Source organism: Streptomyces tagetis (assembly GCF_018069565.1).
Lineage (GTDB): Bacteria > Actinomycetota > Actinomycetes > Streptomycetales > Streptomycetaceae > Streptomyces > Streptomyces tagetis.
The window spans coordinates 35310-48332 of the sequence record NZ_JAGPNL010000001.1; the positions used below are offsets into that span (position 1 = coordinate 35310).

13 protein-coding genes are annotated in these 13023 nt (G+C 71.8%); 5 read left to right on the plus strand and 8 right to left on the minus strand.

Going from position 1 to position 13023, the window contains the following annotated elements:
• Nucleotides 1-179: 179 nt before the first annotated feature.
• From J5Y05_RS00140 to J5Y05_RS00160, 5 genes are all read right to left on the minus strand, one after another.
• Entirely contained in the window at nt 180-1805 is a 1626-nt protein-coding gene (locus J5Y05_RS00140; RefSeq protein WP_210867654.1) for an FAD-dependent monooxygenase, read from the minus strand.
• 175 nt (nt 1806-1980) lie between these two features.
• The gene (locus J5Y05_RS00145) at nt 1981-2877 is read right to left on the minus strand and encodes an amino acid ABC transporter permease (protein WP_210867655.1); all 897 of its coding nucleotides are present in this window, start codon (nt 2875-2877) and stop codon (nt 1981-1983) included.
• Nucleotides 2874-3539 carry an amino acid ABC transporter permease gene (locus J5Y05_RS00150; protein ID WP_210867656.1) on the minus strand — a complete coding sequence of 222 codons (666 nt, stop codon included), beginning with the start codon at nt 3537-3539 and terminating at the stop codon, nt 2874-2876. Before J5Y05_RS00150 ends, J5Y05_RS00145 begins: the two co-directional genes overlap by 4 nt.
• Nucleotides 3540-3623: 84 nt before the next feature.
• On the minus strand, nt 3624-4460 hold the full coding sequence (locus J5Y05_RS00155; protein WP_210867657.1) for a glutamate ABC transporter substrate-binding protein: 837 nt from the start codon (nt 4458-4460) through the stop codon (nt 3624-3626).
• A 144-nt stretch (nt 4461-4604) separates the two neighbouring features.
• Nucleotides 4605-5381, minus strand: coding sequence for an amino acid ABC transporter ATP-binding protein (locus tag J5Y05_RS00160; protein ID WP_210867658.1), 777 nt, complete (start codon nt 5379-5381; stop codon nt 4605-4607).
• Between the two features lie 288 nt (nt 5382-5669).
• Between J5Y05_RS00160 and J5Y05_RS00165 the strand changes: the two genes are divergently transcribed.
• Both J5Y05_RS00165 and J5Y05_RS00170 read left to right on the plus strand, forming a co-directional pair.
• On the plus strand, nt 5670-6356 hold the full coding sequence (locus J5Y05_RS00165; protein ID WP_210867659.1) for a response regulator transcription factor: 687 nt from the start codon (nt 5670-5672) through the stop codon (nt 6354-6356).
• 10 nt (nt 6357-6366) lie between these two features.
• Nucleotides 6367-7815, plus strand: a complete 1449-nt coding sequence (locus J5Y05_RS00170; RefSeq protein ID WP_210867660.1) for a sensor histidine kinase — start codon at nt 6367-6369, stop codon at nt 7813-7815.
• Here J5Y05_RS00170 and J5Y05_RS00175 read toward each other — a convergent pair.
• Nucleotides 7794-8789: a TAXI family TRAP transporter solute-binding subunit gene (locus J5Y05_RS00175; protein WP_210867661.1), complete on the minus strand. Its 996-nt coding sequence runs from the start codon at nt 8787-8789 to the stop codon at nt 7794-7796. The two genes, J5Y05_RS00170 and J5Y05_RS00175, sit on opposite strands and share 22 nt — an antisense overlap.
• A 97-nt stretch (nt 8790-8886) precedes the next feature.
• Between J5Y05_RS00175 and J5Y05_RS00180 the strand changes: the two genes are divergently transcribed.
• Entirely contained in the window at nt 8887-9306 is a 420-nt protein-coding gene (locus J5Y05_RS00180) for a pyrophosphohydrolase domain-containing protein (RefSeq protein WP_210867662.1), read from the plus strand.
• A gap of 142 nt (nt 9307-9448) precedes the next feature.
• Here J5Y05_RS00180 and J5Y05_RS00185 read toward each other — a convergent pair whose 3' ends face one another.
• Both J5Y05_RS00185 and J5Y05_RS00190 read right to left on the minus strand, forming a co-directional pair.
• Nucleotides 9449-10687 (minus strand): cation:proton antiporter, encoded by a 1239-nt coding sequence (locus J5Y05_RS00185; protein WP_210867663.1) that lies wholly within the window; start codon nt 10685-10687, stop codon nt 9449-9451.
• A 4-nt stretch (nt 10688-10691) separates the two neighbouring features.
• Nucleotides 10692-11177, minus strand: coding sequence for a cation:proton antiporter regulatory subunit (locus tag J5Y05_RS00190; protein ID WP_210867664.1), 486 nt, complete (start codon nt 11175-11177; stop codon nt 10692-10694).
• A gap of 123 nt (nt 11178-11300) precedes the next feature.
• Between J5Y05_RS00190 and J5Y05_RS00195 the strand changes: the two genes are divergently transcribed.
• Nucleotides 11301-12347 (plus strand): HAMP domain-containing sensor histidine kinase, encoded by a 1047-nt coding sequence (locus tag J5Y05_RS00195; RefSeq protein WP_210867665.1) that lies wholly within the window; start codon nt 11301-11303, stop codon nt 12345-12347.
• Nucleotides 12347-13006 carry a response regulator gene (locus J5Y05_RS00200; protein ID WP_210867666.1) on the plus strand — a complete coding sequence of 220 codons (660 nt, stop codon included), beginning with the start codon at nt 12347-12349 and terminating at the stop codon, nt 13004-13006. Before J5Y05_RS00195 ends, J5Y05_RS00200 begins: the two co-directional genes overlap by 1 nt.
• Nucleotides 13007-13023 lie beyond the last annotated feature (17 nt).

Below are 13023 nucleotides of genomic sequence, written 5' to 3' on the forward strand. Positions count from 1 at the left end.
CTCACCGGCCCGGCGAGGCCCCCGGCGCCGCCCCCACGCCCCCTCACGCGGCCCGACGAGAACGTCCGTACGGCGGCGGCCCCAAGCCCCGGCCGCATCGCCCCACCGGCCGCACCCAAACCCACCCAGCCCAGACCAGCCCGCCTTCGCACGCCCCGCCCCTCCAACCCCGCCCCCGTTCACCGTGACCCCGCCGTCGCCCCCGCCTCCGCTCCGGTCTCGGTCGAGGGCGCCGTCCTCGGCGGTCCGCCGAGCGCGGTCTCGGCCGCCGCGTACAGGTCGGCCGGGCGCACCCCGCTCAGCGCCGTCACCAGGTGTCCGTCGGGCCGGACCAGCAGGACGGTGTGGGCGCCGGCGCCCGGGTACTCCTCCGCGACCAGCAGTTCGGCGCGGCACGGCAGCGCGGTCACCGCCGCCGCCAGCCGGGGCATGATCCCGGCGCTCACCCAGTGCTTGCGGTCCCAGACCCCCGTACCCGGCGCCACCAGCACCACCAGCAGCGCCCCGCGACCGAGCCGGTCCCGCAGCGGGACGAAGGTGCCGTCCTCCGCGGTGACCCGCACATCGGCGACGGGCGTACCCGGCGGTGTGTCCACCGACGCCTGCCCCTCGTGGTCCGCGGGCGTGAGCGGCGAGTCGGCGTACGTCCCCGGGGCGCCCAGCATCCCGCGCCCGAGGTGGGCGTCGGCGAGCATCGTGTCGTGGCCGCGGGCCGAGCCGGGCACGTAGGCGCGCAGGCCCCCGCCGCCGCGCAGCAGCGGAAGCACCTGGTCGGCGGCGCGCAGCCGGGCGGCGACGGCGGTGCGCCGCTCCCGCTGGTAGCTGTCGAGCAGCGCCTTGTGCGGCCCGTGGTGCCAGGCGAGGGCCAGTTTCCAGGCGAGGTTGTCGGCGTCGCGCAACCCCTCGTCGAGCCCCTGGGTGCCGAGGGCGCCGAGCAGGTGCGCCGCGTCCCCGGCGAGGAAGACGCGGCCGACGCGCCAGCGGCGGGCGAGCCGGTGGTGGACGACGTGGACGCCGGTGTCGAGGAGTTCGTAGGGCGGGGTCGTGCCGTCGCACCAGCCGGCCAGGGTCTCGCGGACCCGGTTCACCAGGAGTTCGGGGGTGACCAGGTCCTTGCCCTGCGGGAGCAGCCAGTCCAGGCGCCACACGCCGTCCGGCAGCGGGCGGCCGACGACCTCGGCGGCCGGGGGGCCGGACTGCCGCCACGGCGGTGTGCGGTGCAGGATCGCCTCGTCCTCCCAGGGGAGTTCGGCGCGCAGCGCGGCGACGGCGTATCGTTCCACCGCCGTGCGGCCGGGGAAGCGGATGTCCTGGAGCTTGCGGACGGTGGAGCGGGGGCCGTCGCAGCCGACCAGGAAACTGCCGCGCCACCAGGTGCCGCGCGGGCCGCGGGTGTGGGCGGTGACGCCGGACCGCTCCTGTTCGACGCCGTCGAGGCGGCTCTCCACGGCGACCTTGACGAGTCGGTGGCGGACGGCGGCGGCGCGCAGGGCGCCGTTCAACGCGTGCTGGGCGAGGTGGAGCGGGGCGGGGGTGCCGGCGTCGAAGGCGACCTCGCGCGTGACCTGTTTGCGCCGCATCGAGCGCCATCCGGCCCAGTGCACTCCGGCCGGGGCGAGCGGGGTGCCGGTCAGCCGTTCCGCGAGGGCGACGGTGTCCTCGCGCAGGACGACGGTGCGCGCGGGGCGCTGGTCGTCCCGGCCCGGTCCGTCGTCGAGGACGACCGAGGGCACCTCCAGACGCGCCAGTGCCAAGGCGAGCGTGAGCCCGACGGGCCCCGCTCCGGCGATGATCACCGGGTCCACGGAGACGTGCCCCCTGTCCGCGGAAGCGTCCCGGGGGACACGGGTGAACACGAAGTTGGCGCAGGGTGCACGATCACAGAACGTATGCAACCCATTGCCACCGCTTGCGTCAAGCGACGGCGGCAGTGGCGTGATCGCCACTGCCGCCATAAGGGTCAAACGAGCTGATCGAGCGTCAGATCGAGCCTCCGGTGCCGGTGCCCGCCGCACCCGCGATCTGCGAGTCGTCCGCCTTCAGCACCGCGCCGCTCGACTTCTTGGCGCGGCGCAGGCGGCGCTCCAGCCAGCTCGCGAAGCTGGTGAGGGCGAAGTTGATGGCGATGAAGATGGCGGCGACGACGGTGAAGCTGGCGATGGTGTTGGCGCCGTAGTAGCTGCTCATGGTGTTGGCCGCGGAGAGCAGTTCGGAGAAGGTGAGGACGGCGCCGCCGAGCGCGGTGTCCTTCACGATCACGACGAGCTGGCTGACGATGGCCGGCAGCATGGTGGTGACCGCCTGCGGCAGCAGGATCAGCCGCATCACCTGGCCCTTGCGCAGGCCGATCGCCATCGCGCCCTCGGCCTGGCCCTTGGGCAGCGCGAGGATGCCGGCCCGGACGATCTCCGCGAGGACGGAGGCGTTGTACAGGACGAGGCCGGTGACGACCGCGTACAGGGGACGGTCGTCCGAGCTGACGTTGCTGTACTCGGAGAAGAGCGCCAGACCGAAGATCATCAGGACCAGCACGGGGATGGACCGGAAGAACTCGACCACGACACCGACCGGGACGCGCACCCAGGCGTGGTCGGAGAGGCGCGCGATGCCGAGCACCGCGCCGAGCGGCAGCGCGATCACCACGGAGAGGGCGGCGGCCAGCAGGGTGTTCTGCAGTCCGGGCCAGATGTACGTCGTCCAGGCTTCGGTGCCGGTGAAGAACGGCTCCCACTTCACCCAGTCGAGCTGGCCCTTCTCGTCGAGGGCGCTGAAGACCCACCACAGCACGGCGGCGAGGGCGACGAGGAAGAGGACGTTGAACAGGATGTTGCGCCGCTTGGCGCGGGGGCCCTGGGCGTCGTAGAGAACGGAGCTCATCGCTTCACCGCCACCTTCTTGCCCACCCAGCCGAGGATCAGGCCGGTCGGCAGCGTCAGAACCACGAAACCGAAGGCGATGACGCCGGCGATCAGCAGGAGCTGCGCCTCGTTCTCGATCATCTCCTTCATCACCAGCGCCGCCTCGGCCACACCGATGGCGGCGGCCACGGTGGTGTTCTTGGTGAGGGCGATCAGCACGTTGGCCAGGGGCACCACGGAGGAGCGGAAGGCCTGCGGCAGCACGACCAGGCGGAGCACCTGGCTGAAGCTGAGGCCGATCGCGCGGGCGGCCTCGGCCTGGCCGACCGGCACCGTGTTGATGCCGGAGCGCAGCGCCTCGCAGACGAAGGCGGCGGTGTAGAGGATCAGACCGAGGACGGCGAGCCGGAAGTTGATCGTCTCGAAGTCCTTGGCGCCCATCGTGATGTTCAGCGTCTGGTTGAGCCCCAGCGACGTGAACAGGATGATGACGGTCAGGGGGATGTTGCGCACGATGTTCACGTACGCGGTCCCGAAGCCGCGCATCAGCGGCACCGGGCCGACGCGCATGGCCGCCAGCATGGTGCCCCAGATCAGGGAGCCGACGGCCGAGAGCACAGTCAACTGCACCGTCGTCCAGAAGGCTCCCAGCAGGTCGTAATCCTGAAGAAAGTCGAACACGATCTCCCGCGCTTCCGCGTGTAGGGATGCCCGTGCCGGTGCGCCGCCCCTTCCGGAGGGCGGCGCACCGGATCAGGCGGGGCCTCAGCTCTTGACGTCGCCGACCTTCGGCGCCGGCTCGTTCTTGTAGTTGGCCGGACCGAAGTTGGCGTCCACGGCCTTCTGCCAGGAACCGTCGGCGACCATGGCCTCCAGCGCCTCGTTGATCTTGGCCTTGAGGTCGCTGCCCTTCTTGACGCCGATGCCGTAGTTCTCGTTGGTCATCTTGAAGCCGGCCAGCTTGAACTTGCCCTTGAACTGCGACTGGGAGGCGTACCCGGCGAGGATCGAGTCGTCCGTGGTCAGCGCGTCGATGGCGCCGTTCTGCAGGCCGTTGAGACAGGCCGAGTACGTCGGGTACTTCTGGAGGTTGGCCTTGGGCGCCAGGTCGTTCTTGACGTTCTGGGCGGAGGTGGAGCCGGTGACCGAGCAGAGGTTCTTGCTGTTCAGGTCCTCCGGCGACTTGATGGAGTCGTCGTCGGCGCGGACCAGCACGTCCTGGTGGGCGAGCAGGTAGGGGCCGGCGAAGTCGACCTTCTCCTCGCGCTGCGGGGTGATCGAGTACGTGGCGGCGATGAACTCGACGTCACCACGCTGGAGCATGGTCTCGCGGTCGGCGCTCTTCGACTCCTTCCACTCGATCTGGTTCTCGTCGTAGCCGAGCTTCTTGGCGACGTAGGTGGCGATGTCCACGTCGAAGCCGCTGTAGCCGTTCGGGGTCTTCTGGCCGAGGCCGGGCTGGTCGAACTTGATCCCGATGGTGATCTTCTTGCTGCCGCCGGACGAGCCGCCGTCGTCGTTCTTGTCGCCGCCGCAGGCGGTGGCGGTCAGGGCGAGGGCGAACACGGTGGCCGAGACGGCGGTGACCTTGCGAAGCTTCATGGTGAACATCCTTTGACTGTGATCAGGCTGCGATCGGACGATCGGGTGATCAGTTGCGGGCCGTCGGCGGATGACGCGATCGTTCGGAGCCGTAAGTCGTCGGAACCGGGGAGAGTGCGTCGGCGTGGGGGACCGCCGGGTGCGTCAGTGGTGCAGGATCTTGGACAGGAAGTCCTTGGCCCGGTCACTGCGCGGGTTGCTGAAGAACTGCTCCGGAGCCGCCTCTTCGACGATCCGGCCGTCGGCCATGAAGACCACGCGGTTGGCGGCCGACCGGGCGAAGCCCATCTCGTGGGTGACGACGATCATGGTCATGCCGTCCCGGGCGAGCTGCTGCATGACCTCCAGCACCTCGTTGATCATCTCCGGGTCGAGCGCCGAGGTGGGCTCGTCGAAGAGCATGACCTTCGGTCCCATGGCGAGCGCCCGCGCGATGGCGACGCGCTGCTGCTGACCGCCGGAGAGCTGGGCGGGGTACTTGTCCGCCTGGGCGCCCACACCGACCCGGTCGAGCAGGGCGCGTGCCTTCTCCTCGGCCTGCCGGGCGTCCACCTTGCGGACCTTGACCTGGCCCAGGGTGACGTTCTCCAGCACGGTCTTGTGCGCGAAGAGGTTGAAGGACTGGAAGACCATACCGACGTCGGCGCGCAGCTTCGCAAGCTGCCGGCCCTCGGCGGGCAGCGGGTTGCCGTCGATCGTGATGCTGCCGGAGTCGATGGTCTCCAGGCGGTTGATGGTGCGGCACAGGGTGGACTTACCGGACCCCGACGGCCCGATGACCACGACGACCTCGCCGCGGGTGATCGTCAGATCGATGTCCTGGAGTACATGCAACGCGCCGAAGTGCTTGTTGACGTTCTTCAGGACGACCAGTTCGCCGGTCGCGGCCACTTCTTCCTTGGCCACCGATACTTCGGTCATCGCACTCGGGCTCCGTCCTCCTCGGTTTCGGAGGACAGTAGTGACCCCACCCGACCTGCGTCTCTACATCTGAGGGGAATCTGAGCATCACGATCCGATAGCAATCGGACACGTGTCGTCGCACTTGTGAGCTGGGCGCATATCGTCCGGATAACTTCGGGCGGCCACAACCGGAACACCCTTGACGCCGTCCCTCTCCATCGGCGTCACTGCACAGGGCGCACCCGCGCGCATGCACCCGTTTGTACCCATCCAGCGCGTACGGCCGATGAACCGAAGGGGGACCGGATGAGACTGCTGCTCGTCGAGGACGACAACCACGTCGCCGCCGCCCTGTCGGCGGTCCTGGCGCGGCACGGCTTCGACGTCACCCACGCGCGCAACGGCGAGGAGGCCCTCCAGGCCCTCGTCCCCGAGGGCGAGCCCTACGGTGTCGTCCTGCTCGACCTGGGCCTGCCCGACCAGGACGGATACGAGGTCTGCGGCAAGATCCGCAAACGCACGGCCACCCCGGTCATCATGGTGACCGCCCGTTCCGACGTGCGCTCCCGCATCCACGGCCTCAACCTCGGCGCCGACGACTACGTGGTCAAGCCGTACGACACCGGTGAGCTGCTCGCCCGTATCCACGCCGTGAGCCGGCGCACCGCCCACGAGGACGCCCCGGCCGCCGGCGAGTCCTCGCTGCGCCTGGGCACCGTGCGCATCGAACTGCCGACCCGCCAGGTCAGCGTCGACGGCACCGTCGTCCAGCTCACCCGCAAGGAGTTCGACCTCCTCGCCCTGCTGGCCCAGCGCCCCGGCGTGGTCTTCCGCCGGGAACAGATCATCAGCGAGGTCTGGCGCACGAGCTGGGAGGGGACCGGGCGCACCCTGGAGGTGCACGTCGCCTCCCTGCGTTCCAAGCTGCGGATGCCGGCCCTGATCGAGACCGTGCGTGGCGTCGGCTACCGGCTCGTCGCCCCCGCCGCGTAAGCGGGTCCGGGTGCGCACACGCCTGCTCCCCCTGCTCATCGTCCTGATGGCGGCCGTCCTGCTCGCCCTCGGCGTGCCCCTCGCGGTCAGCGTCGCGCGCGCCGAACAGCAGCGGGTGGTCGTCGACCGCATCGACGACACGGCGCGCTTCGCGGCGCTCGCCCAGTTCGTCACCGAGTCCGCCCCGGACGGGTCCCGCCGCACGGCGACCGGCGAGCGCCTGGAGACCCTCCAGGCGGAGCTGACCAGCTATCACGAGGTCTACGGCATCCGCGCGGGCGTCTACTACCGCAACCACGTGCCCATGGCGAACGCGCCCACCACGTGGTTCCTGCCCCGTGAGGGCGAGGGCGAGGTGCGCCCCGCCTTCGACGAGGCGCTGCTCAGCCGCCGCAGCCACGACCCGCAGCAGGTGTGGCCCTGGCAGAGCGGCCGGCTGGTGGTCGCCTCACCGGTCATCCGGGACGGGGACGTGGTCGCCGTCGTCGTCACCGACTCGCCCACCGACGCGATGCGCGCGCGCACCCTGCGCGGCTGGCTGGTCATCGCGGCCGGCGAGAGCGCCGCCATGCTGCTCGCCGTCGGCGCCGCCCTGCGGCTCACCGGCTGGGTGCTGCGGCCCGTACGGGTCCTGGACGCCACCACCCACGACATCGCCACCGGACGGCTCAAGTCCCGGGTCGCCCCCTCCGGCGGACCGCCCGAGCTGCGCCGGCTGGCCCGCTCCTTCAACGAGATGGCCGACCACGTCGAGGACGTCCTCGAACAGCAGCGCGCCTTCGTCGCCGACGCCTCCCACCAGCTCCGCAACCCCCTCGCCGCCCTGCTGCTGCGCATCGAGCTGCTCGCCCTGGAACTGCCCGAGGGCAACGAGGAGATCGCCTCGGTACAGACCGAGGGCAAGCGCCTGGCCCACGTCCTGGACGGCCTGCTCGGCCTCGCGCTCGCCGAGCACAGCGAAGCGGACCTGCGGATCACCGACATCGGCGCCCTCACCGCCGAACGCCTCGCCGCCTGGTCGCCCACCGCCGACGCCAAGGGCGTACGACTGACCGGCCACTCCCCGCCGACCACCGGCTGGGCCGACCCGGTGAGCCTGTCCAGCGCCCTGGACGCCGTCATCGACAACGCGCTGAAGTTCACGCCCCCGCGGGGCGAGGTCCGGGTCACGGTCGGCCGCGACGGCGACACCGCGACCGTCCGCGTCGCCGACAGCGGCCCCGGCCTCACCGACGAGGAACTGGCCCGGGTCGGCGACCGCTTCTGGCGCAGCGGACGCCACCAGAACGTCGACGGCTCCGGCCTCGGCCTCTCCATCAGTCGGGCGCTGCTCGAAGCCGGCGGCGGCTCGATCGCCTTCGGCCACCGGAACCCGCACGGACTGCTGGTGACCGTCACCGTGCCGAGGAGCGCGCCGCGCGGCGCCCCGGAGGTGTCCTACGGTTTCACCGAGCGGTAGTAGCGCCGGGCGCCCGCGTGCAGCTCCAGCGGGTCGGTGTAGATCGCGGTGCGCAGGTCCACCAGTTGCGCGGAGTGGACGTGCGCCCCGATGCCGTCCCGGCTGTCCAGCACGGCCCGGGTCAGCCACTCGGTGATCCGCGGGTCCATGTCCGACCGGGTCATCAGCAGGTTGGACACCGCCATCGTCGGTACGACGGAGCCGTTCTGGACGCTGGGATAGGCCGACTCCGGGATGCTCGTCGCCCGGTAGTACCGGGTCGCGCCGCCGGACTCGTGCAGTTTGCCGACGAGGTCCTCGCCGATCGGCACGAACCGGAAGGCCGAGTTCTCCGCGATCTTCTTGAGCCCGTCGGTCGGCAGCCCGCCCGACCAGAAGAAGGCGTCGATCTCCTTGCCCAGCCGTCCCGGACCGGTGTCGATGCCGTCCGCCCGGGGCACGATGTCATGCTCCGGATCGATGCCCACCGCCTTCAGCAGCCGGGTCGCGATCAGCCGGACCCCGGAGTCCGGCAGCCCGATCGCCACCCGCTTGCCGCGCAGGTCGGCCACGGTGCGCACGGCCGAGTCTGAGGGGACCACGAGCTGTACGTAGTCGTCGTAGAGGCGGGCCACCCCGCGCAGCCGGTCGGCGCCCGGGTGCCCGGCGAGCCGGAACGTCTCCACCGCGTCGGCCGCCGCGACCGTGAAGTCGGCCTTGCCGGACGCGACCCGCTCGACGTTCTCCTGGGAGCCCGCGCTGGTCAGCAGCCGCACGTCCAGGTGGGGCATGTCCTTGCGCAGCTCGGCGCGGAGCAGTTCGCCGTACTTCTGGTACACCCCGGCGCGGGTGCCGGTGCTGAACGTGATCGTCCCGCTCGGCGGCTTCTCGCCCAGCGGGCGCAGCCACCACAGCAGCAGACCGAGGACGACGAGGCCCGCGCCGGTGCCGACGAGGGCGGCGCGCGCGCCGGGGCGGAGGGACTTCCGGGACATGCGGGCGATCCTGCCAGCCCGCACCCGAGCTGACCAGTGTCGCCCGGATCACGGACGCCGGTCCGCCGGGCCGGCCGCCCTCGCTAGAGTCGGCGCCATGAGCACCTCGCCCGCCGACCTGGTCCGTGCCTTCCACCGCGCCTGCGGGATCGACGCCCGCGACACGCCGACGGAGGTCGCGCCCGACCTCGCGGCCCACCGCGGTGAACTGCTCGCCGAGGAGGCCGCCGAGGTGGCGGAGGTGTCGGTGACGGGGCCGCTGGACCGGCTCGCCCACGAGCTGGCCGACGTGGTGTACGTCGCGTACGGCACGGCCCTGGTGCACGGGATCGACCTGGACGCGGTGATCGCCGAGATCCACCGGTCCAACATGACCAAGCGGGGCCCCGACGGCCGGGTCAGCCGCCGGGCCGACGGCAAGGTGCTCAAGGGCGAGCACTACGAGGCCCCCGACGTGAGCGGCGTCCTGCGCCGCCAGGGATGGACACCGGGGGACCGGGTGCCGGCCGAGGGGTGAGCCCGGGGGAGGCGCCACCCCGGGGGCCGGGGCGGGCCACCGGCGTGACCCCGCCAGCTCGGCCACCGCCGTGACCTGCCAGTTCGGTCCACCGCCGTGATCCGCCAGTCCCGGCCACCACCGTGCCCTGCCGGTCACGGCCTCAGTCGCCCACCGACGCCTCCGCGCCCGCGGCGCGGGCCGTGCTGCCCTCCGGCAGCGGGCCCCCGGCACGGTCCGGATTGCCCCGGCTCGCGAACAGCCGGGTCGCGATGGGCTCCGTGAACCGCGCGGTGAGCGGACCGAGCACGACCAGGATCAGGACGTACGCCGTGGCCAGCGGGCCGAGGGACGGTTCTATCCCGGCCGAGACCGCGAGACCCGCGATCACGATGGAGAACTCGCCGCGCGCCACCAGCGCCCCGCCCGCGCGCCAGCGGCCCTTGACCGAGATCCCGGCCCGGCGGGCCGCCCAGTACCCCGTGGCGATCTTCGACACGGCGGTGAGCAGGGCCAGCGCCAGCGCCGGCATCAGCACCGGCGGGATGCTCGCCGGGTCGGTGTGCAGACCGAAGAAGACGAAGAACACCGCGGCGAACAGGTCGCGCAGCGGGCTCAGCAGCGTGTGCGCGCCCTCCGCGACCTCCCCGGACAGCGCGATGCCCACCAGGAAGGCGCCCACCGCGGCCGACACCTGGAGCTGCTGCGCGACCCCGGCGACCAGGATCGTCAGCCCCAGCACCACCAGCAGCAGCTTCTCCGGGTCGTCACTGGAGACGAACCGCGAGATCAGCCGCCCGTAACGCACCGCCACGAAGAGGACCAGCCCGGCCGCGGCGAGCGCCACGGCGAGCGTGATGCTCCCCGTCATCAGCCCGGCCCCGGCCACCAGCGCGGTGACGATCGGCAGGTACACCGCCATCGCCAGGTCCTCCAGGACCAGCACGCTCAGGATCACCGGAGTCTCGCGGTTGCCGACCCGGCCGAGATCGCCGAGCACCTTGGCGATCACACCGGACGACGAGATCCACGTCACGCCGGCCAGCACCACCGCGGCCACCGGGCCCCAGCCCAGCAGCAGCGCGGCCACCGCGCCCGGCACCGCGTTGAACGCGCAGTCGACGAGCCCCGCCGGATAGTGCGACTTCAGGTTGGTGACCAGGTCACCGGCCGTGTACTCCAGCCCCAGCATCAGCAGCAGGAGGATGACGCCGATCTCGGCGCCGGTCGCCACGAACTCCTCGCTGGCCCCGAGCGGCAGCAGACCGCCCTCGCCGAAGGCCAGCCCGGCCAGCAGGTACAAGGGGATGGGCGAGAGGCGGTACCGTCCGGCGAACCGGCCGAGCAGCCCGAGCCCGAGGATGATGGAACCGAACTCGATCAGGAGAACCGCTGAGTGCACGCGCTCACTCCTGCCCGAGTATCGTCGCGGCGCTGTCGACGCCCTCACGGGTGCCGATGACGATCAGGATGTCACCACCCGCGAGGCGGAAATCCGGGGCGGGCGACGGAATCGCCTCGGCCCGGCGCAGTACGGCCACGATCGACGCACCCGTCTCGGTGCGCATCCGCGTGTCGCCCAGCAGCCGCCCGTTCCAGCGGGAGGTGGCGGCCACCTCGATCCGCTCGGCGACCAGACCCAGGTCGGTCGTGTAGAGCAGGCTCGCGCTCTGGTGGGAGGGCTTCAGCGTGTCGATCAGCGCCCCGGCCTCCGGGCCGGTCAGCCGCAGCGAGTGGGCGCACGAGTCGGGGTCCTCGCTCCCGTACACGTTCACCGTGCGGGCGCCGTCGCGGTGGGCCACCACCGACAGATGCCGGTGTTCGCGGGTCACGAGGTCGTACTGGACCCCTATGCCCGGCAGCGGCGTCGCCCTCAGACGTGGAGCGGACACGAGTTTCTTCCCCTCGTTCGTGGTGCAGGTCTTGCGTTCGTGGCGCATGTCTTGACCGCATTCGCCCGCCTGCGGGCGCGTGCGTACCGTCGACATGCTGTCATCCGCGCGTACGGTGACGATATGGGTGTCGCGACGGATATACGCAACCCGTCGCGAGCGGCGAAACTTGCCCAGGCGCTGTTGTGGGTGGAATCCGGGAGGAGCGGGAAGCGGACCGTGTCGCTCTTCTGGCGGATCTTCTCCCTCAACGCCGCGTGCCTCATCGTGGCGACCGCTCTGCTGCTCGGACCGGTCACCGTCTCCACGCCCGTCCTGCTGGGCGAGGCCCTGCTCGTCATCGCCGGACTCGGCGCGCTGCTGGTCGGCAACGCCGTCGTGCTGCGCATCGGCCTCGGCCCGCTGCACCGGCTGGGCCGCGCGATGGGCACCGCCGACCTGATGGTCGCGGGGGACCGGCCGGAGGTCACGGGGCCGCCCGAGACGGCCGAGCTGATCGCCACGTACAACGACATGCTGGACCGGCTCCAGGCCGAACGCGCCGCCGGGGCCGGACGTGCCCTGAACGCGCAGGAGGGCGAGCGCCAGCGCATCGCCCGTGAACTGCACGACGAGGTCGGCCAGACCCTCACCGCCGTCCTGCTCCAGCTCAAGCGCGTCGCCGACCGGGTCCCCGGGGACCTGCGCGCCGACGTGACCCTCGCCCAGGAGGCGACCCGGGCCGGGCTCGACGAGATCCGCCGCATCGCCCGCCGGCTGCGCCCCGGCGTCCTGGAGGAACTCGGCCTCGCCAGCGCCCTGCGCTCCCTCGCGGCCGAGTTCACCCACCACGGGCTCACCGTCCGCCACCACGTCACCGCCGACCTGCCGCCGCTCAGCCCCGAATCGGAACTCGTGATCTACCGCGTCGCCCAGGAGGGGCTGACCAACACCGCCCGCCACGCCGCCGCCGACCGCGCCGAACTGGGCCTGCGCTCGCTGCCCGACGGGGTCGAACTCCTCGTGCGCGACAACGGCGCCGGCCTCGGCGCCGCCCCCGAGGGCGCCGGCATCCACGGCATGCGCGAACGCGCGCTGCTGGTCGGAGCCGACCTGAGCATCGAGTCCGCCCCCGGACACGGCACCGACGTACGCCTGCACATCCCCGTTCCCACCGGAGACCGCCCCTGATGCCCGCACGGCCCCCGATCCGCGTCCTGCTCGCCGACGACCACACCCTCGTACGCCGGGGAGTGCGCCTCATCCTGGACGGGGAACCGGACCTGACGGTCGTCGCCGAGGCGGGGGACGGGGCCGAGGCGGTCGCGGCGGCACGGGCCCACCGGGTCGACCTCGCCGTGCTGGACGTCGCCATGCCCCGCATGACCGGCCTCCAGGCGGCCCGCGAACTCTCCAGGCGCCTGCCCGAGCTGCGCATCCTCATCCTGACCATGTACGACAACGAGCAGTACTTCTTCGAGGCACTGAAGGCCGGGGCCTGCGGGTACGTGCTCAAGTCCGTCGCCGACCGGGACCTGGTGGAGGCGTGCCGGGCCGCCGTGCGCGACGAGCCGTTCATCTACCCGGGCGCCGAGCGCACCCTCGTCCGCTCCTACCTGGACCGGGTGCAGCGCGGCGGGGACCTGCCCGAGCGGCCCATCACGGAGCGCGAGGAGGAGATCCTCAAGCTGGTCGCCGAGGGGCACACCTCCAAGGAGATCGGCGAGATGCTCTTCATCAGCGCCAAGACCGTCGAGCGGCACCGCGCCAACCTGCTCCAGAAGCTCGGCGTCCGCGACCGCCTGGAACTCACCCGCTACGCGATCCGGGCCGGCCTGATCGAGCCCTGAACGAGGTTGTCCACAGG